Consider the following 24180-nt stretch of genomic DNA (forward strand, 5'->3'; position numbering starts at 1 on the left):
CGGCGCGCAGACGCTACCCACTGGCCAATAATTCTTACGCTAGCCTAAGATAAACCACATGGCTGATGGACATACCTCGCAAGATACCGCCGAGCACTCTGACAAACTCCACGAGTTTCTCGACACCACCCTGTCCAACCCACCCGGCGACGCACGCCATCATTTCGTGCGTTGCCGGGTAACGTCTGTGGAGGTGCTTGCCGACGAACTCCTGCGGGTGCACCTGCACTCCCCCGCTTTCGCGGATCTGCGCCTGACTGGACCTGATGAGTTTTTCGGGCTGATCATGCCCACAGCTGCGCACAGCTTGGACGGCTTAGAAAACGCGCTTGCCGACGGCGACCGCGCGAACCTACGCGCCGTCATTGCCTCCTGCGATTCCGCGTGGCGTCCAGAGCTGCGCTGGTACACTTTCCGCGCACTGGACCGGGAGAATGCGACCGCGTGTTTTGATGTGGCCACGCACGGCAAACGCACGGGCCGAGAAAGCACCGACGACCACACCTTCCCCGCCCCGGGATTGAACTGGGTGCTGCGTGCACAAGCAGGTGACGAATGCGCGATCTATGCTTCCCGCGGGTTGTGGCACCACCCCAGTAGCAGGCAGCTACTCATCGCGGACCCTTCAGCACTGCCGTCGGTGTGGGCGATTCTGGAATACTGCCAGCGCTTCCACCCGGATACACTGCGCACCACCCGCGTGATCGCACTCGCTGAAACCGAGGCGGATATTGAAACTGCCGCGCTGCAACAGTGGCAGAATACGCTGGCCAGCGTGGACGTCGTCACGGGCCCTTATGCGCAGCACCAGGAACTACTGGCTGCCCACGTACAAGAACTGGCCCGCCAACACCCGGAATTTCAGCCGGAGTATCTGTGGGCCAGTGGGGAGTCTGGGATGGCGAAAACCGCACGCAAACTGGGTATGACGGTCTTCGGCTTGGATTCCGCGGCGATCCAGTGGTGCGTGTATTGGATCGCGGGGAAACCGCGGCCCTAAGTCGCGAAAGTATCGTTGGCCTCGGCGGGCACTCAGCGGGCCCGCGGCGGCCGCTACACGGATGGCGGCAGCGCTAGCGCACGGGCAGGCGGCCGGACAGCGCGCGGGATAGCGTGAGCTCGTCGACGAATTCCAAATCGCCGCCCAGCGGCATTCCGGAGGCCAGCCGCGAAATTTTCAAATCCGGGAAATCCCGCAGCAGGCGCACCAGGTAGGACGCGGTCGCCTCGCCCTCGGTATTCGGATCCATCGCGAGAATCACCTCGGTAATCTCCGGGGCGTCGTCGTAAAGCGGGTGTTCCGGGGTGGAATCCGCCAGCTCGCGATCCTGCACGACACCGCCGATGCGCTGCAACAACTGGCTGATGTTGAGGTCTTTCGGCCCAATATTCGCCAGCGGGTCCAGCGCACCACCGAGCACGTGATAGCGGCCGGTGTATTCGCCGGTGCGTTCGATGGACTGGATGTCTTTGGGTTCTTCGACTACGCAGATCATCGAGCGATCACGCCCGGAATCATGGCAGATGCGGCACACGCTGTCGCGGGAGATATTGCAGCAGATGCGGCAAAACGTAACCCCGTCGCGGACACCAGCAAGCGCCTGCTGGAGGCGGTCAATGTCTTCCGGTTCTGTGTGCAGAACATGGAAGGCGATCCGCTGGGCACTTTTCGGCCCAATCCCAGGCAGGCGCGAGAATTCGTCGATGAGGTCTTGTAAAGGACCTTCGAACACTTACATTCCACCCATGAGGTTGTTGATGTCGCCATCGCCCATGCCCTGCGACAATGGGCCCATCTTTTCCTTGGCCAGCTCGCCAGCCTGGCGGTGGCCGTCCTGGAATGCACCGAGGATCAGGTCCTGCAGCGTGTCGACGTCGTCGGCATCGACAACCTGCGGATCAATCTTGATGTCGGTAACTTCCGCTCCGCCGGTCATGGTGACCTCAACCAGGCCGTTGGCTGCTTTACCGGTAACGGAGGTGGCCAGGATCTCCTCCTGCGCCTTCTGCAGGTTGGCCTGCATTTCGGCGGCCTGGGCAATGAGCTGTTGCATGTCTTGTGGCTGCGTCATTATTGCTACTCCTTGTTTGGTGTAGTGGTGCATTCTTACGCATAGCTATGGGGATTAGCCCGATAGCTAGGCGTCTGCGCGGGTGGCCGCGCACGTCGGCCCCAGTTTACAACGGACTGGGACAGACTACAGCGGGCGAGCGCCCAGCTCGGTTTCCAGCAGCTTGCGCGCGGCGGCGTGGATTTCTTCCGGGCTGCGTTCACCGGTGCTGGTGTTGGCGTTGGTGTCCGTATTGGTGCTTGTGCTGGCGCCTGTGTCGTCCCCGCCGGTTTGCGCATTGCTGTTTTGTGCATTGCCGTTTTCGGCGTTGTTTCTTTCGGCATTACTGGTTTCGGCGCTGCCCGGCGCGCCGTGTGCGTTCTGCGTATTCTGTGTGTTCTGTGCGTTCTGTATGTAGCTTGCCGACGATTGTGCTGGCTGCGCTTGCGGCGGCTCGTCCGGTGCAGACTCTTCTGCAGCCGGTTCAGGTGGCAGCGGGACACCGTCGCCAAAGGTATCGCCGCTGGTTTGTGCTGCGCGCTCACGAGCCCGGTTTTTTGCTTGGTTAGCTACCTCGCGCCAGTCCTGGTTCTTTGCGCTGGCGGATGGTTTCTCATGTGGCTCCGGTTGCTGCCGGTGGGATTGCCCAGAACCCTCATTGCTCTCGCGCACCGCAGTGTCCGTTGATTCCGCCCCGGCGTTAACATCGCGGCTGGTTTCTGGCCAGACACTGTCACTGCTTGTGCGTTGAGCTTCCTGCCGCGGGCGCGTTTCTGCCTGCGATTGATCCTGCTGCGGCGGCTGGTTATTCTGCTGTGGCTGCGAATTCTGGCGCGACTGGTCATTCTGCTGCGCAGGTTTCTGCGGTTGCGGCGTCGTGCGCGGTTGCGCCGTAAGTTCAGGTGGAACTTTCGTGCCGACGATGCACTTGACCTGTAATTTCTGGTCGACGACGGCGCTTACCGCTTCGACGATCACGGCATTGTTGCGCTCAGAATTAATGCGCTCAGCCAAAGCCCCGGTGTTATGCCCCAGCACGACGGTCTCGCCGTCGATCCCCAGAACTTTTGCCTCGGTGAGCATAACTTCCGCGACGCGGTTTTTCTGCCCTACCTTTGAGCGAATATTCGTCCACTGGCTGCGGATGATTTCGAGTGCATCACCTGGCTGTTCATTAGACTGCTGCTTACTAGGCTGCTGCTCGGCACGCTGCTGTTCAGCATGGTCTGGCTTTTCAGCATGGTCTGGCTGCGCAGACTCGTCGGTGTGTTGCGCACGGACAGCATCGTTAGCCGACGCAGAGTCCGTGGAATCGGCAGCACTTACTGCTTCGGCAACAGCACCAACCACATTTTCTTGCTCAGCTCTAGGCGTTTCTGGGTTGTGCTCACTAGCAGATGCTGCCTTGTGCTGCTCAGCAACCTGTTCACCAGTATGTTCACCAGGCTGTGCCTTAGGCGCCGGGCCGTGCGACGGCATCGACTTCGTCTGCGGTTTCGCCGAACCCATCGCCGCCACAGCAGCCAACGCGGCCGCCGCACCACGCGGACCACCCTGCCCGTTGTGCTGACGACCGTCCTGGGCTGCAACACCCTGTCCAGACTGGCCTGCCCGACCAGACTGGCCCGATTGACCGGCACCGGTCCCCGCGCCAACACCGCTGCCTGGCCCAGCCCCAGCATCAGCTGTGTTACCCGCCGCTGCCACGTATGGCCGCGCCAACAAGTGCGCACACAAAATCTCCAGCAATAACTGTGGTGAAGTCGCCCCACGCATCTGTGGCAAGCGCTCGTTTACTACGTCCGCGTAATGTGTCAGCGCCTCCGGGCTAAACCATCCGGCTTGTTCATTCAGAACCGCCACGCGATCCTGCGGGGCGGAAACCAGCCCCTCATCGAATGCCTCGGGCACAGCCTGGATAATCAACAGATCCCGCAAGCGGTCGAGCAAATCCTCCACGAAACGGCGGGGCTCGTGCCCAGCATTAATGACGTCGTTGACGATGCGGAATAATTCGCCTTTTTCGTCGTCGGCAAGCGCGGCAATCACACGATCAATCAGCGCCAAATCCGTCACGCCCAGCAGCGGAGCCGCCTGTTGGTAAGTCAACTGCCCGTCTTTCGCACCGGCCAACAACTGGTCCAGCAACGAGAGAGTATCGCGTGGCGAACCACCACCGGCTTGCATCACCAAGGGATAGACCGCATCTTCTACCTGCACGTTTTCTTCTTCCACCACGTGCTGCAACAGTGCTTTCATATCCGGTGGCGTCAGCAGGCGGAACGGGTAATTGTGCGTACGCGAGCGGATCGTGCCGATGACTTTTTCCGGCTCGGTGGTCGCAAAAATAAAAATTAGGTGCTCAGGCGGTTCTTCGACGATCTTCAGCAGAGCGTTGAAACCCTGCTGCGAGATCATGTGCGCCTCGTCAATGATGAAAATGCGGTAGCGCGATTCCGCCGGCGCGTAGTGGCCGCGGTCGCGCAGCTCACGCATGTCTTCTACACCGTTGTGGGAGGCCGCGTCGAGCTCCGTGACATCCAGGTTGCCGGGGCCTCCGGGGGCGAGCGCACGGCAGCTATCGCACTTCCCGCATGGCGTCGAGGTTGGCCCTTCGACGCAGTTCAGTGAGCGCGCGAGGATGCGCGCCGAGGAGGTTTTGCCGCAGCCACGTGGGCCTGAAAACAAATAGGCATGGTTGATGCGGTGGGCATCGAGCGCCACTGATAAAGGCTCAGTGACCTGCGATTGTCCGATGACCTCAGCAAAGCTTGCGGGGCGATATTTCCGGTAAAGAGCCACGCCACTACTTTACCGATATCCCCAGCAGACCAAACAGTCACCGACCCAACAGTCACCAAGCCGACTACCGAGCCAACTACTGCTCGGACTACCGTCCCCAGTCGCCTGGATCAATGCCTTCGGTAGACAATTTGTCCTGCAGCTTGCCGACGCCTTGCTGCACGGCAAATTCGTACTCTGCATCGGTGAGCATGATCAACTGGCAAATCAGCGTAAGCCGGTCGTCTTCTTCCAGACGTGGCGTCTTTCCAGACCACAAATACGGCACGGCCAGCAGACCGTGGCGCACGGTGAGATGATCTTGTTCCAGCTCAGCGAATTTCTGGCCGATATCCGGCAGCAGCACACCCGGTTGCGCTGGCAGCACGCCGCCTGCCGAACGCAGCAATTCTGCAGCGGCCAGAACGGCAGTCGCGATGGCGGGCTGTTCGGCTTGCGCCACGGCGAGCAGCTCGCAGCGCACGGATTGGCCGGATTCATCACTAGTCAGCCCGGTATCAACCTCGCCGAAGTTGGCGGTTGCCGCCAGCGCTTGTTGCTCGTCGATCTGTGCGCTGACAATGCGCCACTCATCGAGCTTGCGAAATTCCAGCTTGGCCGGGATGAGTTGGCTGAGCCAATATCCGGTTTCTTCGAATTGCAGGGGCTTAAGCCTCCTTCTTCTCAATCGCAGCCAGCAGCACGCAGGTAGCCACACCATCCATGGCGATAGCGACCTCATCGGCGGTAGGCATCGATGGTGCTAGGCGGATATTCCGGTTGTGCGGGTCTTTGCCGTACGGGAAGGAAGCACCGGCCTTGGTTAATTCAATTCCGGCTTCTTTCGCCAGCTCCCACACGCGTGTCGCGGTGCCATCGATGACGTTGAGGTCAATGAAATAGCCGCCTTCTGGATGCGACCAACTAGCGACGTCATATCCGCCCAGTTTCTTTTCCAACAGATCCAGGACAGCGTCGAACTTCGGTGCCAATGATCCGGAGTGCTTGCGCATCAGCGCTTTCAGGCCTTCTTCGTCTCCGAAGAAACGCGCGTGCGCCAGTTGGTTGACCTTGTTCGGGCCGATGCCGCGGGCGCTAGCGATGGAAGAATACCACGCGATGTTTTCTTCCGAGGAGGTGAAAAAGCCTACGCCCGAGCCAGCGTGCGTGACCTTGGACGACGACGACATTTCCCAGAAGCGGTTCGGGTTGCCCGCGTCCGCGGCCATCTCGTGCACGTTGTAATTTTCTGGGAATTCGTTGGTCAGCGTGTGCAGCGCATACGCGTTATCCCACACAATGCGGAAATCTGGCGCGGCAGTGTCCATGGCAGCCAGCTTTTCGCAGACTTCCTTGGAGAAGATCACTCCGGTTGGGTTGGAGAACACCGGCACGGCCCACATGCCCTTCACCTGCGGGTCTTGGGCCAGCTTTGCGACGGCGTCCATATCCGGGCCGTCGTCAAGCATAGGAACTGACACCATCTCGATGCCGAGTTTTTCGGTGATGGTGAAGTGGCGATCGTAACCCGGCACCGGACAGATCCAGCGGATCTTTTCTTCTTGGCTCCACGGGCGTACGGAATCATTGTTGCCGAAGGTATACGACCACAACAGCAGGTCAAAAGTAATGTTCAGAGAAGAAGAATCAGCCGCGATGGTGTTGTCCACCGAGCGGCCCAGGGCATTCGCCCAGATCTCGCGCAGCTGCTTGATTCCCAGCAATCCGCCGTAGTTGCGCACATCGACGCCGTCGGCATCAATCGGGTCGTCGCCAGGCAGGCTAAGCAGATCGTGGGAGAAATCGAGCTGTTCGTTCGACGGTTTACCGCGCGTCAGGTTCAGGTTCAGGTTCTTCGCCTGCAGATCCTGGTAATCTTTGCGCACCTGCTGGGCTAGTTCGTTGAATTGCTCAGTATCTAAGTCGAGGAGTGACATTGGGGTACTCGCCTACCTTCCATTACATCTATGCTGCTTGCCATGGTAGCGAGTTTGTGTGAGATCTGTGATTCCTAAGAAACCTGCAGATAGTCTCGTCTGAGATCACAGTCACCAGTTTGTAACTTTAGTCACACGGAATTATGTTGATAATCCCCACCGGGTAGATTTATAGGCACATCTACCGATAGCCTTCCCTCAATCATGCCGCTCTCCTTCTAAAGATAGGCATCGGTAAGGTCAGCCACGGTAAAAAGAATTGTGGCAACAGTTATTTCAGCTAGAGTTTCGCTGACATGGAGCGCTGCCGGCGCTACTGCCGCTGAGCTTTTGGGAATCGCTGCGGTCCAAGATAACTGCTAGGAAACCGTCAATACCCAGTGAAGGAAACAAAATGAACTTCAAATTCTTCAGTGGATCCGCATTCTTTTTTATTGTGGGCCTCCTATTAATCGCTATGTCAGACGGACCTTTGTCTTGGCGTGCAAGCGTAGGATTTCTTTGCCTTATTCTGACCCTCATAAGCGCCTATACCAGTTTCAGTAAACCTCAGAACGAGCATCGGCCGATTCCCCTCTCCGAAAATGAAAAGCAAGCTCTTCGAGAAACATTGAACACTAGCGGACTAGCAAAAGCTGCAAGAAAACTCCGCCAAGCTCACCCTGAGGTCTCATTGACAGAGGCAAAGCACACTCTAGATACCCTGTGACGCCACACCTTCTAATCCTGTTCCAGCAATGACAACAGGTGCTGGCGCAGCTCATTTTTACGCTTGCCGACGGCTGGGTCCGCATCACCGGTACGCGGGCGGGCAAGGCCGACCCGTAAATCTTCCACGATGGTTGCCTCTGGCCCCGGCGACATAACCAAGATGCGGTCGGACAGCAAGATCGCTTCGTCAACATCGTGGGTCACCATTACCACCGTGCGTCGGTTTTCTTCCCAAACGCTGAGCAACAAGGTCTGTAATTGCCTCCGGGTCAGCGCATCCAACGCACCAAAAGGTTCATCCAGCAGCAAAATATCCGAACCAATGGCAAACGCACGCGCCAAACCCACCCGCTGCTGCATGCCACCGGAAAGCCGCGCGGGACGACGGTCAGCCGCATGTCCCAAACTGACTTCATCCAAGAAATCCTGTGTGATTGTCTTACGCTGTGCTTTCGACAAATCCGGCCGTGCAGAGCGCAGCCCGAATTCGATATTTCCGCGCGCTGTCATCCATGGCAATAGGGCGTGATTTTGAAAAACCACGCCTCGGTCTGAGCCAGGGCCGGTGACTACCTCGTCGCGGGCACGGACCTCGCCTGTCGACGGCGTCGCCAAGCCAGCAATCATGTTCAGCATGGTGGATTTGCCTGAGCCGGAAGGCCCAAGCAAGGAGACAAACTCGCCTTCCTTAATGGATACGGAAGTCTCGCCGATGATCGTCGTCGACCCGTAGCTTTTTGTAATATTCGCAAATTCGATATGCGCGGTTTCTGCCTCAACGGTGTGGGGCACGGTATTGGTCGAAGTATTTGTCATCGTGTTGGTTGGGGTATTAGTCATAACGCACTACTTTCTGCAATGAAGCAACCAAGTAATCCAGGGCCAAGCCGATGGCACCGATGAGAACGATGACCACGACGATGGCATCAATATCCAGGCGATTCCACATATTCCACACGAAGAAGCCGACGCCTTGCCCGCCGACAAGCATCTCCGCTGCCACAATCACCAGCCACGCGGTGGACAGCGACTGACGCATGCCCGTGATGATGCCGGGAAGCGCGGCAGGCCCGATGATGTAGAACAGCCGGTCCACTCGGCTGGTGCCCAATGTGGCACCGAGGTTTTTGTACGACGGGTGCACGCCGCGTACGGCCTCAATGGTGTTGAGCAGGGTGGGCCACAAAGCGGAGAGAATAATGACGAAGACCGCGGTATTTTCTGCATCGCGCAGCAGCGCAAGCCCCAACGGCAGCCACGCCAGCGGGGATACCGGCCGCAGAATTTGCACAAAGGGGTCTGTCGCCCGGCGGAAGGTGGTGGACGATCCTAACCAAAAGCCCAGCGGAATGGCGATGAGCATGGCGATGATAAAACCGAACAGCACACGGCGCAGGGATGCCACCATGTGCCAGAAAATGCCAACAGAGGCTGGACCATCCCGGTAAAAAGGATCAGCCAAGATTTCAGCACCGCGGCTGAGGGTGCGAGCGGGAGTCGGCGCGATATCCGACAGCCAACCCGCCGCCGCGATTAATTGCCATACGAGAAGGAAAGCGAGAAACAGGCCGACGCCGAGGGCAACGGGTTTCCACGGGCCGGGCTTTTTCCTTGGCAGCGTTCGCGTAGCTGACGTGCGAGTAGCTGGCGTTCGAATGGTAGACGTGTGAGTTCGAGACATAGTGGGTCCTTAACGCTGGTATCCAGCCGTGGGCTTTAGCGGATCAAATATCCGGCCATTGATGTCAACCGGGTCCGTGCTGCGGTCTGCCTCAGGCGGCAAGACTGATTCCGTAGCTGCTAAGAGCACGTCGTCGTCCATCGTCAAGGCCGTGCCGCCGAGGTCCCAGCGCGCGATTTGCGCAGCCATCCAGGTGATCGCGGTAGCTGAAGTCTGTCCGCCGAAATTGATCATGTCCGGATCCACCACATCGGTGCCATCCCAGGTGGTATAGGATCCGGCTAAAGCAGGCGAGATCAATTCTTCTTTCTGGTTCAGGTATTTTTCTTCTGCCAACATCGACGCTGATTCGTGTACGTGATGCGGGCTGTCGACAAATTGGGCGCCTTCGCGCAGCGCCGCGACCACACGATCACGCACCCCGCGGTCAATTTCTTTGGCTATAGCAACCGAGCAGCAGGGGTGGTTCTCCCACATCTGCCGGGTGGGAATGAACGCGCGGCCTGATCCCGTGGTCAATGCTCTTTGGTTAAACGGTTCGGGGCCAATAAAACCGTCGACGGCGCCGACCGCCAATTGCGCCACCATGTCCGGTGGCCGCAAGAGCCGCAATTCCACATCTGAAACTGGGTCGAGACCACCGGCGACCAAATAATCGCGCAAAAGTAATGCATGCACCGAATACTCAAAGGGAATTCCTAGCACCATCCCCGCAAGATCTGTCGGTTGCGAGACCGCGCCCAAGTGAGAGGTAGACAAGGTTAGCGCTTGTCCGTTGGTGTTTTGGGTAAAAGCCAATTCTGTGGGCCGGGATGCGTTCGTCGCACCAGCATCAATTGCCAGTGGCATTGGTGAGAGCATGTGCGCAACGTCGAGGGTTCCGGTTGCATATGCCGTCCAGAGATCAGCCCACCCGGCGTATTTCCGTAATTTTACGTGGAGTCCCTGCTTTTCAAATGCGCCGAGCGCATCCGCGGCAACCAGTGGTGAGGCACACGCAATGGGCACAAAACCGATGACCAGTTCTTCCCGGGAAGCAGAACTAGCAGAAGATGCGGGCCCGGAAGCACTTGTTTGTGGCTGTCGTGTTTGTGACTGTGTAGAACAGGCAGAAAGCATGCCGCCTCCCAGGGCAACCCCGCCCATGGCTGCTGCTGTGCGCAGCAACTGTCGCCGGGAGAGAATGCGGTTGTAGACCATGCGTTCTTCCTTAAGTAGACCAATCAGTTCAGCAAGGGCTTAAACTTAAGCCGGAACACAAGGCAGAGTCAATTTCTAAATTCATGGCTGCACAACCGGTATTAAACGCAAGTGCCGGTAACGTACCCTTCGGTCCATGCAGTAACGCCGCGTCAGCTACGGGGATCAATAGACAAGTTTGTCTATACACGCGCCAATCTGGCAAAGCCCCAAGGATCCGGGCCCAGGCCCAGCACCGGAAGGGTTATGCCACAAAAGGGGATGCGGGCGAAATCTTGCAGGATTTCCGCCAGGATGGCGTGGATTCGGGGCGTGGTTGCGTACGGGCTTTCGGAGTATGCACCAGCGGTGGTTGCGGTTCCGCGCGGTGCCGGAAACTTTGTTGGTCCGTTGACTCTCACTTCGTCCCCTTAACCGTCTTCCTTAACCCGGGAAAACCTCTTTTCGCCGTCCTTTCGGTGCTTTGTATTGGCAGATGGTGCATTTTTGCAAATAGGGACTAAAAAAGTCCGTTTTCAGCGGGCCTATTTGCAAAAGTGCACCATGGCTGAGTTGGATGGCCAAGCCTCAGGACCGCGGAGTCCACACACCCGTTATTCACGAATGGTTGACAGCGAGCGCGGCTTGTATCGACAAGTCTTCTGCCGGGGTATAGTCATCGACAACTCGGGGCACGTTGTCTTTGCCTCGTGGTCACACTTCTTTGGCATGATTGAAGAGATGCCCATCTACTCAAACGGAACAAAACTTGGACACTTCACATTCTCAATACTTGTCACCGACAACTACACAAGCTGAAAAACGAAAATATTTGTCATTTTTCAATGTGAAGATCATTCCGAAGAATTGAAGCATGCCTTACGTCCAACTTTTGCGAGGATCTTCTTGCGCTACCCGTCGCACCTGGGAATCTTCCATCGTCCAGGAAGGGTAACTTTTGTCAATGGCTCTTAGTACTGTTATCAGGTCATTGAGTCGTCCTCGGACGTTAGTTTCCAAAAGGTTTTCTTGGTGCGATACTCGGTTACGCAAACGTGTCAGCCGTTCAACCTTCTTGCCAATATTTTCCCTCCACTGGTCTTCAATACCAGCGTTGGGAAAGGCGTGGTGGAGACACTCCTTCCACAGTCTTTTGGCGTTTGAACGATGGTCCGGCAATGCCTCTCCGAGAAGATTCGACCAATTACCTAACGTGAATTGAGCTATTACATCATCGTGACTGGGCGGAGCGTTTTTGCGTGTGTGCCCATTACCTCGACGTTGAGATTCTTTCCGGGCCCATTTCCTAGCCTGCCCCATAGGCGTTTTGAACATGTCGTACAACAATTGGTTTGATTGGTATTCGAGGGACCAATCTCTGTAGCCCTTTTCCTTATAGTTCCAGTCCTGAAGCGCATTGTTCATGGCGTTGCGTGTTAGAACCTCAAAGTAAGACAACTGAGAGTGTAAAGCGCCAGCTAACCGAGTATTCCAGCGGTATAGTGCTACCGCCTTTTCTGTATCGTTTCCTGCAGCTGTGTAGTATGTTTTGAAACGAGCCGCGCCAAGCATGGTTTCTAGTTCATTTTTGTCCTTCATACGCTTAATGATATGCTCAGGCATGTGAGCGTCAATGTAGATTGGCGCACCATACCCCACGACCCCAAGCTCTGTGCTTGGGGTCGTTGATTTTCAGGGTTAATGGACAAAAGGGCAGAATTCGTAGCCATGCGCCAGCAAAACTGAAAAGCTACCTATCCACTAGGTAATTCCATTACGTGCCCACGGTGTGCGGGCGACCCCCACCAGTGATGGTGAGTTCTTGCGTTAAGTTCTTCACATAGTGCGTGACTACCACGCCTCAGCAACCGAATCAAGGAAAGAATTTCTGTCGTCACAGTAAATTTCGACTGCAGTCACATCGACCCGCCCTTTGTGCAGGTCTTGCGCCAATACCGGTGGCTCCAGCTCAAGTCTGACGTTAACTTCGCTCAGAACCGGGAGCCTGACTTCTCCGTCTTCATTGATAATGATGTCACCACCCTGCCCGGGACCAACCTTTTGCGCCCGTGCCAAGTTTTCCCATGGAATCTCACACACGAATCTGTGGCCGCGTCGGATTTCTAAGCCCCGTGGTGTGAGAAGATGCGGATTGACCTTAATAGAGGTGTAAAACCCGATTAATAATAAGAGTGCGTAGATGCTCAGCACCAGCAGCAGAATGCGCCAAAATTGGCTGGGCACAGCCAGGTGTATGACAGTGATTTCAACGATGACTAGACCGACGATTACGGTAACCACGGTTCGTAGGTTCTTGTACCCGGGGTGGGCGTCGACACCGGCAGTGGAAGAAGGCCGTGTAAAAATTTTAGTGAGCGACCACAGCGAACTGATCTCCGAAACCAGCAAAGCCAGCGCCAATCTAGGAACCCCGAAACGCTCGGCAGTGTCAGAGAGGGAGAGCGACCAAGATCCTTTCTTCCGCCGATCCATAACCATCCCAGCAAACAACAGCAGGAAAGCTACGGCGATGACTGAGACAGGGGCCAATAGCCACCAGCCAGAAAGTGACGACGACGTCGCCGAGAGGGTTACCACTGCGATTTCGGAAATAATTCCGAGAACCAGCAGCGTTCTAAACATGGTTTTCATTTATTTTTCTCTCGTCACTACTCGGCTGCACGACTTTGGCGTTTCATCCCGCCTTCGTCACAACGTCGTTGTCACAACGCCTTTGCCACAACCACGAAACCTGACAAAGCAGATAACAAAAACGGACCCCGCGCACCCGCCAGAGCCTCCGTACCCTTGCTGCATTCCTGCCCTGGGGGAGTTGAGAGGATGAACGCCACGCGAGATCCTGCAGACAAACCTACCACATGGCCACCGCTGTGGTCTAACCTCGCAGCATCCCGGCGACATGTGCTGAACTAGTGTTCTGCCACCGGTTTTTTAGGCAACACTGCACGCAGGCGATATTCTTAGCCCATGGGTCGCCATCACCGCACTAGCTCGTCGCAGTCCGAACATCAGCCATCCGGTCGCAGCCTCAGCGCCATCAAAACCTGGACGTGGCCTCAGCGCGTACTTGCAGCCGGGCTCATCCTCGCGGCTGCGGCGACCATCATTGGGTTTATCATCCAATGGCCGCCAAACGAAGAGCCCCCAGTCAGCGAACAATTCGCGCAGACGTCATCACTTTCTGGTGAGCTTGTCGACGGCACCGTCGCCATCGTCCAGCCCGGCATGTGCGGTTCCCCGTCGAATGGTCAGGTCTTTGACACTTCCCCGCAAACCAACCCAGAGGCGCCCAACGATTGCACCCACGCGATAATCGATTTAACTTCCGGTGAGCACGAAGGCCAACGCACACTGCTGGAGATTCACCCAGAGATCCCAGGCAATCCGCAATTGGAAGAGGGCGACAAGATCGCTCTTTCCAAGCACGACGCCGGCATCTATGGTTTTCAAGATTTCCAACGCAGCACCACTATGTGGCTCTGGCTGGCAGCAGCGGTCATCCTGATCATCGCGGTTGGCGCCTGGCGCGGCCTGCGCGCAGTATTCGGCCTGGTCATCACCCTGGCTGTGATCGCAGCGTTTCTTATTCCCGGGCTCATCCACGGTGGTTCCGCTATTCTGCTTGCACTCACCTGCGGCGCCGCGGTGCTGTTCTTGGTGCTGTTTTTGGTACATGGTTTCAGCTGGAAAACTGCTAGTGCCATGGGCGGGACGCTGTTGGCATTGTGCCTATCCGTGGGCTTGTCGACGCTTGCGGTGGCCACCGCTGGCATCCGCGGCCTGGGCGATGAAAACAATTTGAATATTCTGGTCTACCTGCCAGGAGTCAGCATTTCCGGGTTGATGCTCGCAGGCATGATCATTGGCGCGCTCGGTGTTCTGAACGACGTCACCATCGCGCAAGCCTCCACCGTCAACGAAATGCGCGAACTGGAACCCGGAGCGAAACCCCTACGCTTATTCGCTGGTGCCATGCGCGTCGGCCGTGACCATATTGCCTCAATGGTATACACGCTGGTTTTAAGCTATACGGGTGTGGCCTTGCCGACGCTGTTGCTGCTGAGTATTTCTGGTCGTCCGCTGGGGCAGATTCTCAGCAGTGACATCATGGCTACGGAAATTCTGCGTTCGGTGACCGGCGCGATTGCCTTGGTCTTGGCGGTTCCACTCACCACAGCCATTGCGGCTTTGACTGTACGCGCCCCTGCCGCCGTCGATGCTGCCCCGCGGGAAGCATAAATTAGCAGCCGACATACAACACCTACATGCAACATACGACATACGACATACGACACTGAACATAAGACATTGTGTCGTATGTGTAGCATGTTTATCCTGAAGCGTATTTGGGCTCGACGAGAATAATAATTTCGCTACGTCGCACAAATTCCAGCTATTGCAGACTATGACAAACCCGCGTACGTCACGAATAAAGGAATGTACCGCGGATCATATATTCGTACCGCTGATGGCACGGTTCGCCCAACCCTGGCTGGCTTGCTTGCTCTTGGAACCTACCCACAGCAATTTTTTCCACAGCTATCGATTACCTTCACCCATTATCGTGGCACAACTAAAGCCAGCGACGCAGCCGGAATCCGCTACACCGATACGTTAACCATTGAAGGGCCGATACCGCTATTGATCGAAGAGGCTACCCGCAAGGTGCAGGAGGCCTCGCCCCCGGGGCGCTATCATGCGCGGGGCATTTCGGTACGACCTTTTTGATTTCCCGCCGGTTGCGGTACGAGAAGCCATTACCAATGCTGTCATGCAACGCAACCTCCTGCCACCACCGGAAGTTCGGAACAGTCTTATACGCTTCGCTTTGCTGTTTTATAAACGCGGCGAGACAGAGCACACAAGGCTCACAAAACACACGGAATCCTCAGCTCATGCACATTTCATAGCGCACTCTAACTCTAAGCCCGCGGCAAATACCTCCACACGTGAGGCGATTGTGGATTACTTGCGCGCGCATGATTCTGCCAACACCAAAGAACTAGCCGACGCTGCGGGTGTGACAGCAGAAACTATCCGGCGCAATCTCCGCCAGTTACTAACCGAAAATCTTGTGAGCGCTACAGCCCCACAGCGGAGCCCGAAACAGCGTTACCGGTTGGCGCAACAGGCGTCCGAGTCGGCGTTCAGCTGACTAAACTACGCGCTACGTTGACTGCGTAGCGCGCGTTCCTCGTCTTCAACGCTTTGATTGAACTCCATCTTGGATGCTTGCCATTCATCTTCGGTCATGCGCAAGCGCCAGTACCCAGAAATGGAAGTGTCCTCTTTCGCGATATTGCCGTCCACGTACAAAAACTTTCGGACGTCTTTGATCATTTCGGCAACACCATGGACAAACCAACTGGTTCGCTTCTCTGGGTAACCGGCCTCGCGGATAGCAGAAACCAAAGCAGTTCCTGGCATGCGCCCATCCCGCAGCACCCAATGCAGGTTGGCACCAGCTGGTTCCGGCATGGGCACGGTGCACTCTGCGTCAGGGATCTCCAGGTACACATCGGCAGTGGTGTTGTCCGGCAGGTTTTCCAACGCGGCGGCAATCGCAGGTGCTGCGGCTTCGTCACCAGCCAAGACAAAATGTTCGTAGCTGTCGCTTGGGTGCCACTTTCCACCAGGGCCCAGAAAACCGATGCGTTCACCGATCTTCGCGTTCTGCGCCCACACCCCGGCAACACCGTGCTCGCCATGCACCACAAAATCGATCTCAAAATCTCCCGTGGCCGGATCAATCCGGCGGAAAGTGTAAGTCCGGCGCACCGGCTGGTGCTCCCTCGGTTGGGTTTTCTTTATCTCTTCTACATCAAATGGCCAGCTATAGTCCGCCCCTGCTGGCGCAAAAAGCAGCTTGACATAGTGGTCAGTAAACGGAAATTCGCCTCCAGCCAAGCTCGGGCAAGAAAAACTGAGGCGCACCATCGTGCGGGATAACTGAGTACGCCCCGTGACGGTGGCTTCCCGTACTTGCCGTTTTTTCTTTGGCTTTTCCGACTTCTCTGGCTTCGCGGTATTGTTCACCAGGTTCTCTTCAGCTGTCGTGTTCATCTCCGAGGAATTCATAAAGCATAGCCTACCTTTCTAGAACACAGCCGACATCGCCTACGCCACTGCGACAGGCCCCATCAGCCGCGCCCAGCATCTCTAGCAACCACATCTTCCAATAACGCGGCAAAGCGCTGGCCAGTCTTTTCCCACGAAAACTGTTCCGCGAATTTCCTCGCACCCGCACCGAGCTGTGCACGCAAGGAGTCGTCGTCAAGAATTTTTTGCAGCTGTACCGCCAGTTCCTCTGGAGTATCAGCGAGCAATCCAGTGCGCCCGTGCCCGACGGAATCACGCAGGCCAAAGCTATAACCGACTGTCGGGACGGCATGCTTACCTGCTTCGACGACGGCTAAACCCCAGCCTTCTTTCCGCGACGGCATCACATGCACTTCGGCACGCTCCAATAATGCGTGCTTGTAGTCGTCGGTGACTTGCCCATGAAAAAACACGCGCTCGCCCACCCCAGACGCCGCCGCGTAGGCCCGCAATTTGTCTTCCCACCAGCCCGAACCGATGACATCCAGCACGACGTCGTCGGCAAGCTCAGCCGCTCCGTCCAACCCAGCTAGCGCATCGATGGCGTGCTCGATTTGTTTATGCGGAACCAGCCGCGACAGCGTGACAATGTGCACCCCACGACGCTCCAAGCGCGGTATGAGCGCGGGCACCTCATCCACACCGTTTTCAATGATCGCAGCATCCGGCACCCCGAGGGACTGTAAATCCTCCTTGGAGGCCTGCGAAACAGTCACATAGGGCGCGCCCCGGTACACCTTCGGCGCGATTTTCGATTCCAACAACCAACCAACCCGCGCCAGCACCGGCCCAGCAACCGGCCATTGTTCCTTGTGCCAGTGGTGCGTGAGCAGCACCGTTGGGCGAAACACCAAGCGCGCAAAAAAAGGAATTCCATTTTGCGTATCGACGACCACATCAAGGTTCGCCAACGTGCCCAGCCCCAGCTTGCCGACGAGTATGCCCAACAGTGCTTTCGGATACACCGTGAACTTCCCGCCGCTGCGTGAATAACGCACGCCATCGCGCACCGAACGCCGTGGCATATCAGTGTGCGCCGCGGATCGGTAAATCACCTCATGCCCTGCTCGCGCAAGGTATTCCCCTACCCGCTCCAAATACAGCTCGGAACCGCCACCTTGCGGGTGGGTGGAATCGCGCCAGCACAGCAATAAGATCTTCATATTCCGTACCAGCTTAGCGGGGTAGGGCTGCATCCACATCAGAAGGACTAGAACTATACGCAGTCAGCACAAAACACTGGCCCGAAATATTCCCCGAGCTGCCAGACTACTTGTGAATGGGGCCATTCTTAATTAGTGGAACCTGATTACCGTACGTGCGAACCTTTTTTAATTCCATGACAAATGCAACCAAAAGATTGAGAAAGAAGAGAGCAAACGCAGAGTAAATATAGGTGACCATTGTTCCAAGTCCAATGAACGAATCAGGATATTCGCTAGCTTCAACAGCAGCCATAGGCACTGCAAGGCCTGCGGCGACAGCAATCGATGCGAGTACACAACCCCGAAAAGGGTGCTGTTGCAAAGTTGGGGCAGTAGGAAGACCGGCGTGGAATAATCAGGTCCATGGGCATCTTCTCCGGTCGGCAGTTCCCTCGTGAAATCATCCTGTGGGCGGTGCGGTGGTACTGCCGCTACGGCGTGAGCTATCGCGACCTCGAAGAGATGATGACCGAGCGGGGAGTGCCGGTCGATCACACCACGATCTACCGCTGGGTCCAGAAATATGCTCCTGAGCTGGATAAGAAGACCCGGTGGTATCGGCAAGTTCCTGACTGGCAGGCCAGGTCCTGGCGGGTGGATGAGACCTATATCCGGGTCGGGGGAAAGTGGTGCTACCTCTATCGGGCAATCACCGCAGGTGGCCAGACCCTGGACTTCTACCTCTCACCAAAACGCAACGTCGCGGCAGCGAAGCGTTTCCTGGCGAAGACGCTGCGGTCGAATAAATCGGCAGGCTATCCGCGGGTGATCAGCACCGACAAGGCCCCCTCACTCGCCAGGGCAATCTCTGAGCTGAAGGCGGAAGGCGTCTGTCCATCGACGGTCGAGCATCGTCGGGTGAAATACCTCAACAACGTCATTGAAGGCGATCATGGCCGGTTAAAGCGGATCCTGGGGCCGAAAGGAGCATTCAAAAACCAAACGTCTGCCTACCGGACGTTGAAAGGGATGGAAGCGATGCACTCATTGCGGAAGGGGCAGGGCACGATGTTTGCCTATGGTCACCCGAATCCGGATGCAGTGATTGTTAGCCGGGTATTCGAGACGGCCTGACAACACAGGCACATAGCGTTGATCACACAATAAAAACGGAGCTTTCTTGGCTCCCGCCCCAAGTTGCAACAGCACCCATGCCTTCAATGGCAAGCGGTCTGGACAGATACTTCTTGAATCGGCACGGTGTCATTACGGGCGGGGGCCAGAACAACGTCCCTGGACATCACATCTAGGCGTTCTGCGATGAAGGTTGGATCCCAGCCGGGATTGAAAGTGTCGACGTGGGTGAATCCGAGCCGCTCGTATAGGCCACGCAGGTTCGGGTGGCAGTCGAGCCGCAGCTTGGCGCACCCCTGCGTTCGCGCGGCATGGCGGCAAGCCTCGATCAGCGCGGAGCTGACACCCCGGCCCGCATGTGTCCGTCGCACCGCGAGCTTGTGCAGATATGCGGCCTCCCCCTTGAGGGCGTCGGGCCAGAACTCGGGATCCTCGGCCGACAAGGTGCAACAGCCGACGATGCCGTCGCTGCAACTCGCGACTAGGAGCTCGGATCTCAGGACGAAGGTCTCCGCGAATGTCCGGTCGATCCGCGCGACGTCCCAGGCGGGCGTTCCCTTGGCGGACATCCACGCCGCAGCGTCGTGCATCAGCCGCACAACCTCGTCGATATCACCCGAGCAGGCGACCCGAACGTTCGGAGGCTCCTCGCTGTCCATTCGCTCCCCTGGCGCGGTATGAACCGCCGCCTCATAGTGCAGTTTGATCCTGACGAGCCCAGCATGTCTGCGCCCACCTTCGCGGAACCTGACCAGGGTCCGCTAGCGGGCGGCCGGAAGGTGAATGCTAGGCATGATCTAACCCTCGGTCTCTGGCGTCGCGACTGCGAAATTTCGCGAGGGTTTCCGAGAAGGTGATTGCGCTTCGCAGATCTCCAGGCGCGTGGGTGCGGACGTAGTCAGCGCCATTGCCGATCGCGTGAAGTTCCGCCGCAAGGCTCGCTGGACCCAGATCCTTTACAGGAAGGCCAACGGTGGCGCCCAAGAAGGATTTCCGCGACACCGAGACCAATAGCGGAAGCCCCAACGCCGACTTCAGCTTTTGAAGGTTCGACAGCACGTGCAGCGATGTTTCCGGTGCGGGGCTCAAGAAAAATCCCATCCCCGGATCGAGGATGAGCCGGTCGGCAGCGACCCCGCTCCGTCGCAAGGCGGAAACCCGCGCCTCGAAGAACCGCACAATCTCGTCGAGCGCGTCTTCGGGTCGAAGGTGACCGGTGCGGGTGGCGATGCCATCCCGCTGCGCTGAGTGCATAACCACCAGCCTGCAGTCCGCCTCAGCAATATCGGGATAGAGCGCAGGGTCAGGAAATCCTTGGATATCGTTCAGGTAGCCCACGCCGCGCTTGAGCGCATAGCGCTGGGTTTCCGGTTGGAAGCTGTCGATTGAAACACGGTGCATCTGATCGGACAGGGCGTCTAAGAGCGGCGCAATACGTCTGATCTCATCGGCCGGCGATACAGGCCTCGCGTCCGGATGGCTGGCGGCCGGTCCGACATCCACGACGTCTGATCCGACTCGCAGCATTTCGATCGCCGCGGTGACAGCGCCGGCGGGGTCTAGCCGCCGGCTCTCATCGAAGAAGGAGTCCTCGGTGAGATTCAGAATGCCGAACACCGTCACCCTGCTGCGTAACATCGTTGCTGCTCCATAACATCAAACATCGACCCACGGCGTAACGCGCTTGCTGCTTGGATGCCCGAGGCATAGACTGTACAAAAAAACAGTCATAACAAGCCATGAAAACCGCCACTGCGCCGTTACCACCGCTGCGTTCGGTCAAGGTTCTGGACCAGTTGCGTGAGCGCATACGCTACTTGCATTATAGCTTACGAACCGAACAGGCTTATGTCCACTGGGTTCGTGCCTTCATCCGTTTCCACGGTGTGCGTCACCCGGCAACCTTGGGCAGCAGCGAAGTCGAGGCATTTCTGTCCTGGCTGGCGAACGAGCGCAAGGTTTCGGTCTCCACGCATCGTCAGGCATTGGCGGCCTTGCTGTTCTTCTACGGCAAGGTGCTGTGCACGGATCTGCCCTGGCTTCAGGAGATCGGAAGACCTCGGCCGTCGCGGCGCTTGCCGGTGGTGCTGACCCCGGATGAAGTGGTTCGCATCCTCGGTTTTCTGGAAGGCGAGCATCGTTTGTTCGCCCAGCTTCTGTATGGAACGGGCATGCGGATCAGTGAGGGTTTGCAACTGCGGGTCAAGGATCTGGATTTCGATCACGGCACGATCATCGTGCGGGAGGGCAAGGGCTCCAAGGATCGGGCCTTGATGTTACCCGAGAGCTTGGCACCCAGCCTGCGCGAGCAGCTGTCGCGTGCACGGGCATGGTGGCTGAAGGACCAGGCCGAGGGCCGCAGCGGCGTTGCGCTTCCCGACGCCCTTGAGCGGAAGTATCCGCGCGCCGGGCATTCCTGGCCGTGGTTCTGGGTTTTTGCGCAGCACACGCATTCGACCGATCCACGGAGCGGTGTCGTGCGTCGCCATCACATGGGCTCTGTTGCAAAGATTGGCGGCAGTCAGAGGTAGGCTGTCGCTCTGCGCCGATCAGGCGGCTGCTGCGAAATGGTGGTTGAGCATGCCCATGGCCTCCGTCAGCGCCGAGGGCCCAATGCCAAAAGCTCTCTCCACAAGGCGCACCTCGCCCCTGATGCCGGGCTGCAGGCACCAGGGGCGAGCCTGTCCTTTGCGCAGGGCTCGCATGACTTCGAATCCCTCGATTGTGTACACTGAGTGCTTCGGCAGGTCTTTTGGCTCTGAAATTACAGCCACGGGATGTCCGAAATAGTGTGCCATTATTGTGACTGTTTCACAATTAGCGAATTGACGATTGTGGACAGCGGGGGTTAGTTTTTCCAGACGATTTTGACTCGCGTGGGGTCGAATCGTTTGTTTCCGGCCGTTCCGGGAAGGATGTGGATCTCCATCATCAGCTGCGCAAGCCGTCACTTATCCTCCACCGAGGCTTTATTCCACCCCTGGCGGAAGTCCACATCCTCGTTGGGTAACGAGCACATCGCCTACTGCTGGCGGGAGATTAAAAAGGCGCGGTCAGCGGGCATGGAGGTGCGGGTCCATTGGGTTCGCAGCCACAGCGACCATGTTCTCAACGCGTTTGCGGACCACGCGGCGGTTAATGCTCGACGCTGCAAGCAGTGGGGGATACGAAAAAGCGTCTAAGCAAGTTCCGGTGGCGGATTCAAAAGGACCTGCGCGCGGCGCCCGAAGACATGGACGTGTGAAGTTTTGGTATGCCCTGACTGCCAAAGTGCTTTAAGAACGCCACTTATCAGCTGGACGATCTAGGAGTTGCGTGGCTTTTAGTCGTTTCACTCGGTCTGGGTTGATAGCGAGAAAATTTCCGGCCATCTTGAGATTTGGGCTGTATCCCTTGAATGAAAGTTTGCTCGAGGACTCCAGCTCTGGCCACATTCCGGCGGATTGAACGATAAGTTCGGGGTTCGCGCGTCGTTTACTCCAAAGCTCATTGGCATAGCGGAGAACTGAATGACAATACTGTGCGGTAGATTCAGTCAATCCGCTCAGGATCGTGTGAGCTGGTTGCATAAGGAGGAGGTCTTGGATTCCTTTTCGGGCAGTTCGGTACATCGATTCGCTTTCTGCCCACCCTGGTTGTAGATAAAAGGGTCGAATGACTGATTCACCCGGATTTTGATGGGGACCTTTCGTATGAGCGGTCCAGTTGACGAATGGGGCGCGGTGAACAATTGTGCTGCGATATTGCCTAAGCCAGGGGAGCCAATCTTCTGGACCATGCCTTTGCCAGTCTAGGAATAGTCCTAAGAGGTTGTTTTGTTCTTGTCTCCCGGCAGTTCCGACGTCGGCAAAAATTCCTGGGCGAAGTGTGTTGCCGGATTTCCCGTTTTTGTGAGCTTTGGCTGCGATATCTAAGATTCTGCCGCAGTCGGTATGGAGGAGTTTTTCTTTGAACCCGCCGACTGCGACTGTGACTGCTGCGAGCCGGTCTAGTGCTTGTGCGAGTGAGATGAGTGAATGGTCTTTAAATACGTGGAGCAGCTCGTTGTTTGGTGAATGAAAGACCGTGCTCAACTCTGGCGGAATTGGATCCCTCGCGCTACGGTCAGAGTTCTGGACATGGGCAATTTTCATATTCTGAGAGAGTTCGAGTTCTCTGAATTTTTCATTGCACAATGCGCTGGTGGACAGTGCTGTTTCGACACCGCTGATTGATGATAGGAGATACTCGCCGATTAGCGCGGAGTGCTTCCAATTGATTTGATCGGTCATCCATCCGATACCTGCCTTGTCCTCGTCGAGGTCGTTGAGGACGCTGTTGTACAACACTTGAGAGGCTCTTTTGGCGGCTTCGATGTGTGGTTTAGTCATGTTTCTATCAAACATCATTAGTTGAAGACGCGTCGCAGAAACGATGTCCTGCATAGACCTTAGGTCAAGTCCTGGGAAGTGGTGTATCTGGCTTTCGAGTATGTGGTTAGTTTCGGGGGCGGGGTTGGGTAAGCATTAGGCGGCGATCTCCTTGTCGTCGGTGGGAGTGTCGTCGACGAGGTTGGCAGCGATGATCTTCTTGGTCTGGGTCAGGCTTGTTAGCGATATGTAGCGTTTTTGCTGGATCCACTCATCGTGTTGTTTCGCAAGGACGGCCCCGACCGGCCGGATGACGGCTTCACGGTGTGGGAAGATCCCGACGACGTCGGTGCGACGTCGGATTTCTCGGTTGAGCCGTTCGGTGGGGTTATTGGACCAGGTCTTGGTCCATACCGGTTTCGGTGCGGTAGTAAAAGCTAACAGCTCATCGAGTGATTCCTCTAGGTAGTCGGCCACGTGAGGAAGCTTCTGCCCACAGAACTCTACATGCGGTATGGCAAACCTGCCTCAAGATGACGCGGGTGAAGTTGATCGGTGGTGGAAACTCAGACAAATGCGCAGGTAATTGAATGATTTGTTTTGTACCGGTTGGAGCCGGTAATCTATAAAAGCCCATGACGGGCCACGCTTTGACGTGAAGGTACACAACCCACACAGGGTTACTGATTTGAAGTGACTTTAATGTCACTACTGACCAGGATTTTTTCTGGCTGGCGCAGGCGTTTGTCTGTGTTCTCGTGGCACACCCGTGTCGCGAGTCGGTAGCTGTGTGAAGGAGGGTTGATGGAAATTCCGTCAGCGCATTTTGGCCGTAAGGCCCATCGGGTAGTGCCCGACGACGCGATTGTGCGCGTCGAATTACGCTTGCCTGCGCCATTCGTGGCGAAGCTTTCTACTGAGTCAGCGAAGCGCGGGTGCTCCATGTCGCATGTGATGACGCAGTGGCTTTCCGAAGCAGGTCGCTTCCGTGGTGATGATAGTCAGGGTGCAGGGGGTGCATCTGTGACCTAAGACTGCTTATCGGACAAATCCGAAAACAAATTCAGGGCCCGATCCTGCAAGATCGTGCCC

22 protein-coding genes, 1 other RNA gene and 3 pseudogenes are annotated in these 24180 nt (G+C 56.9%); 7 read left to right on the plus strand and 19 right to left on the minus strand.

From position 1 onward, the window contains the following. Positions 1-58 precede the first annotated feature (58 nt). Positions 59-1000 carry a siderophore-interacting protein gene (locus ACP8MI_RS09925; RefSeq protein WP_249606103.1) on the plus strand — a complete coding sequence of 314 codons (942 nt, stop codon included), beginning with the start codon at positions 59-61 and terminating at the stop codon, positions 998-1000. A gap of 73 nt (positions 1001-1073) precedes the next feature. Here ACP8MI_RS09925 and recR read toward each other — a convergent pair whose 3' ends face one another. From recR to ffs, 12 genes are all read right to left on the minus strand, one after another. After that, on the minus strand, positions 1074-1733 hold the full coding sequence (recR, locus tag ACP8MI_RS09930; RefSeq protein WP_018121070.1) for a recombination mediator RecR: 660 nt from the start codon (positions 1731-1733) through the stop codon (positions 1074-1076). After that, the gene (locus tag ACP8MI_RS09935) at positions 1734-2072 is read right to left on the minus strand and encodes a YbaB/EbfC family nucleoid-associated protein (protein ID WP_018121069.1); all 339 of its coding nucleotides are present in this window, start codon (positions 2070-2072) and stop codon (positions 1734-1736) included. Between the two features lie 126 nt (positions 2073-2198). Then, positions 2199-4853, minus strand: coding sequence for a DNA polymerase III subunit gamma and tau (locus ACP8MI_RS09940; protein WP_284589892.1), 2655 nt, complete (start codon positions 4851-4853; stop codon positions 2199-2201). 88 nt (positions 4854-4941) lie between these two features. Next, complete coding sequence (locus ACP8MI_RS09945) at positions 4942-5520, minus strand: suppressor of fused domain protein (protein WP_284589891.1); 579 nt, start codon at positions 5518-5520, stop codon at positions 4942-4944. After that, positions 5501-6769, minus strand: a complete 1269-nt coding sequence (locus ACP8MI_RS09950; protein ID WP_049167802.1) for an aspartate aminotransferase type Ic — start codon at positions 6767-6769, stop codon at positions 5501-5503. Before ACP8MI_RS09950 ends, ACP8MI_RS09945 begins: the two co-directional genes overlap by 20 nt. A 720-nt stretch (positions 6770-7489) precedes the next feature. Next, positions 7490-8296, minus strand: a complete 807-nt coding sequence (locus tag ACP8MI_RS09955; RefSeq protein WP_051067320.1) for an ABC transporter ATP-binding protein — start codon at positions 8294-8296, stop codon at positions 7490-7492. 16 nt (positions 8297-8312) lie between these two features. After that, on the minus strand, positions 8313-9161 hold the full coding sequence (locus tag ACP8MI_RS09960; protein ID WP_284589890.1) for an ABC transporter permease: 849 nt from the start codon (positions 9159-9161) through the stop codon (positions 8313-8315). 9 nt (positions 9162-9170) lie between these two features. After that, positions 9171-10361: an ABC transporter substrate-binding protein gene (locus ACP8MI_RS09965; RefSeq protein ID WP_284589889.1), complete on the minus strand. Its 1191-nt coding sequence runs from the start codon at positions 10359-10361 to the stop codon at positions 9171-9173. A gap of 182 nt (positions 10362-10543) precedes the next feature. After that, positions 10544-10762, minus strand: coding sequence for a hypothetical protein (locus tag ACP8MI_RS09970; protein WP_152680544.1), 219 nt, complete (start codon positions 10760-10762; stop codon positions 10544-10546). Between the two features lie 457 nt (positions 10763-11219). Continuing rightward, positions 11220-11939: an Abi family protein gene (locus ACP8MI_RS09975; RefSeq protein WP_082148357.1), complete on the minus strand. Its 720-nt coding sequence runs from the start codon at positions 11937-11939 to the stop codon at positions 11220-11222. 252 nt (positions 11940-12191) lie between these two features. Beyond that, a complete protein-coding gene (locus tag ACP8MI_RS09980; protein WP_018121059.1) occupies positions 12192-12992 on the minus strand; it encodes a hypothetical protein in 801 nt (266 codons plus the stop codon). Between the two features lie 117 nt (positions 12993-13109). Beyond that, an RNA gene (gene ffs / locus ACP8MI_RS09985) (signal recognition particle sRNA small type) lies at positions 13110-13204 on the minus strand. A 124-nt stretch (positions 13205-13328) separates the two neighbouring features. Here ffs and ACP8MI_RS09990 point away from each other — a divergent pair. The 3 genes from ACP8MI_RS09990 to ACP8MI_RS10000 all read left to right on the plus strand — a co-directional run bounded on the left by ACP8MI_RS09990 (position 13329) and on the right by ACP8MI_RS10000 (position 15516). Beyond that, positions 13329-14600 (plus strand): YibE/F family protein, encoded by a 1272-nt coding sequence (locus ACP8MI_RS09990; RefSeq protein WP_284789976.1) that lies wholly within the window; start codon positions 13329-13331, stop codon positions 14598-14600. Between the two features lie 198 nt (positions 14601-14798). Further along, positions 14799-15089: a hypothetical protein gene (locus tag ACP8MI_RS09995; protein WP_284813336.1), complete on the plus strand. Its 291-nt coding sequence runs from the start codon at positions 14799-14801 to the stop codon at positions 15087-15089. 43 nt (positions 15090-15132) lie between these two features. Next, the gene (locus ACP8MI_RS10000) at positions 15133-15516 is read left to right on the plus strand and encodes a DeoR family transcriptional regulator (RefSeq protein WP_420361723.1); all 384 of its coding nucleotides are present in this window, start codon (positions 15133-15135) and stop codon (positions 15514-15516) included. Positions 15517-15521: 5 nt separating this feature from the next. On the opposite strand, the gene ACP8MI_RS10005 is transcribed toward ACP8MI_RS10000, so the two are convergent. Together ACP8MI_RS10005 and ACP8MI_RS10010 are read right to left on the minus strand one after the other, a co-directional pair. Continuing rightward, positions 15522-16439 carry a siderophore-interacting protein gene (locus ACP8MI_RS10005; protein WP_337891797.1) on the minus strand — a complete coding sequence of 306 codons (918 nt, stop codon included), beginning with the start codon at positions 16437-16439 and terminating at the stop codon, positions 15522-15524. 62 nt (positions 16440-16501) lie between these two features. Further along, the gene (locus tag ACP8MI_RS10010; protein WP_284845824.1) at positions 16502-17623 is read right to left on the minus strand and encodes a glycosyltransferase family 4 protein; all 1122 of its coding nucleotides are present in this window, start codon (positions 17621-17623) and stop codon (positions 16502-16504) included. Positions 17624-18028: 405 nt separating this feature from the next. Between ACP8MI_RS10010 and ACP8MI_RS10015 the strand changes: the two genes are divergently transcribed. Then, the gene (locus tag ACP8MI_RS10015; protein ID WP_011069225.1) at positions 18029-18739 is read left to right on the plus strand and encodes an IS6-like element IS1628 family transposase; all 711 of its coding nucleotides are present in this window, start codon (positions 18029-18031) and stop codon (positions 18737-18739) included. An 83-nt stretch (positions 18740-18822) separates the two neighbouring features. Here ACP8MI_RS10015 and ACP8MI_RS10020 read toward each other — a convergent pair whose 3' ends face one another. Beyond that, the gene (locus ACP8MI_RS10020) at positions 18823-19398 is read right to left on the minus strand and encodes a GNAT family N-acetyltransferase (RefSeq protein WP_018121655.1); all 576 of its coding nucleotides are present in this window, start codon (positions 19396-19398) and stop codon (positions 18823-18825) included. 127 nt (positions 19399-19525) lie between these two features. Beyond that, entirely contained in the window at positions 19526-20377 is an 852-nt protein-coding gene (sul1, locus tag ACP8MI_RS10025) for a sulfonamide-resistant dihydropteroate synthase Sul1 (RefSeq protein WP_000946487.1), read from the minus strand. A gap of 101 nt (positions 20378-20478) precedes the next feature. On the opposite strand from sul1, the pseudogene intI1 reads away from it, so the two are divergent. Further along, positions 20479-21234, plus strand: a pseudogene (intI1, locus tag ACP8MI_RS10030) (class 1 integron integrase IntI1); the annotation flags it as partial. Positions 21235-21288: 54 nt separating this feature from the next. Here intI1 and ACP8MI_RS10035 read toward each other — a convergent pair. From ACP8MI_RS10035 to ACP8MI_RS10045, 3 genes and pseudogenes are all read right to left on the minus strand, one after another. After that, positions 21289-21465: pseudogene (locus ACP8MI_RS10035) on the minus strand (IS6 family transposase); the annotation flags it as partial. Positions 21466-22014: 549 nt separating this feature from the next. Further along, on the minus strand, positions 22015-23163 hold the full coding sequence (locus tag ACP8MI_RS10040) for a hypothetical protein (RefSeq protein WP_018121658.1): 1149 nt from the start codon (positions 23161-23163) through the stop codon (positions 22015-22017). 81 nt (positions 23164-23244) lie between these two features. Continuing rightward, positions 23245-23577 (minus strand): annotated as a pseudogene (locus ACP8MI_RS10045) (transposase); the annotation flags it as partial. A 315-nt stretch (positions 23578-23892) separates the two neighbouring features. Here ACP8MI_RS10045 and ACP8MI_RS10050 point away from each other — a divergent pair. After that, entirely contained in the window at positions 23893-24120 is a 228-nt protein-coding gene (locus tag ACP8MI_RS10050) for a hypothetical protein (protein ID WP_018121660.1), read from the plus strand. The last annotated feature ends 60 nt before the right edge of the window (positions 24121-24180 follow it).

This window comes from Corynebacterium sp. LaCa_70, assembly GCF_058182015.1.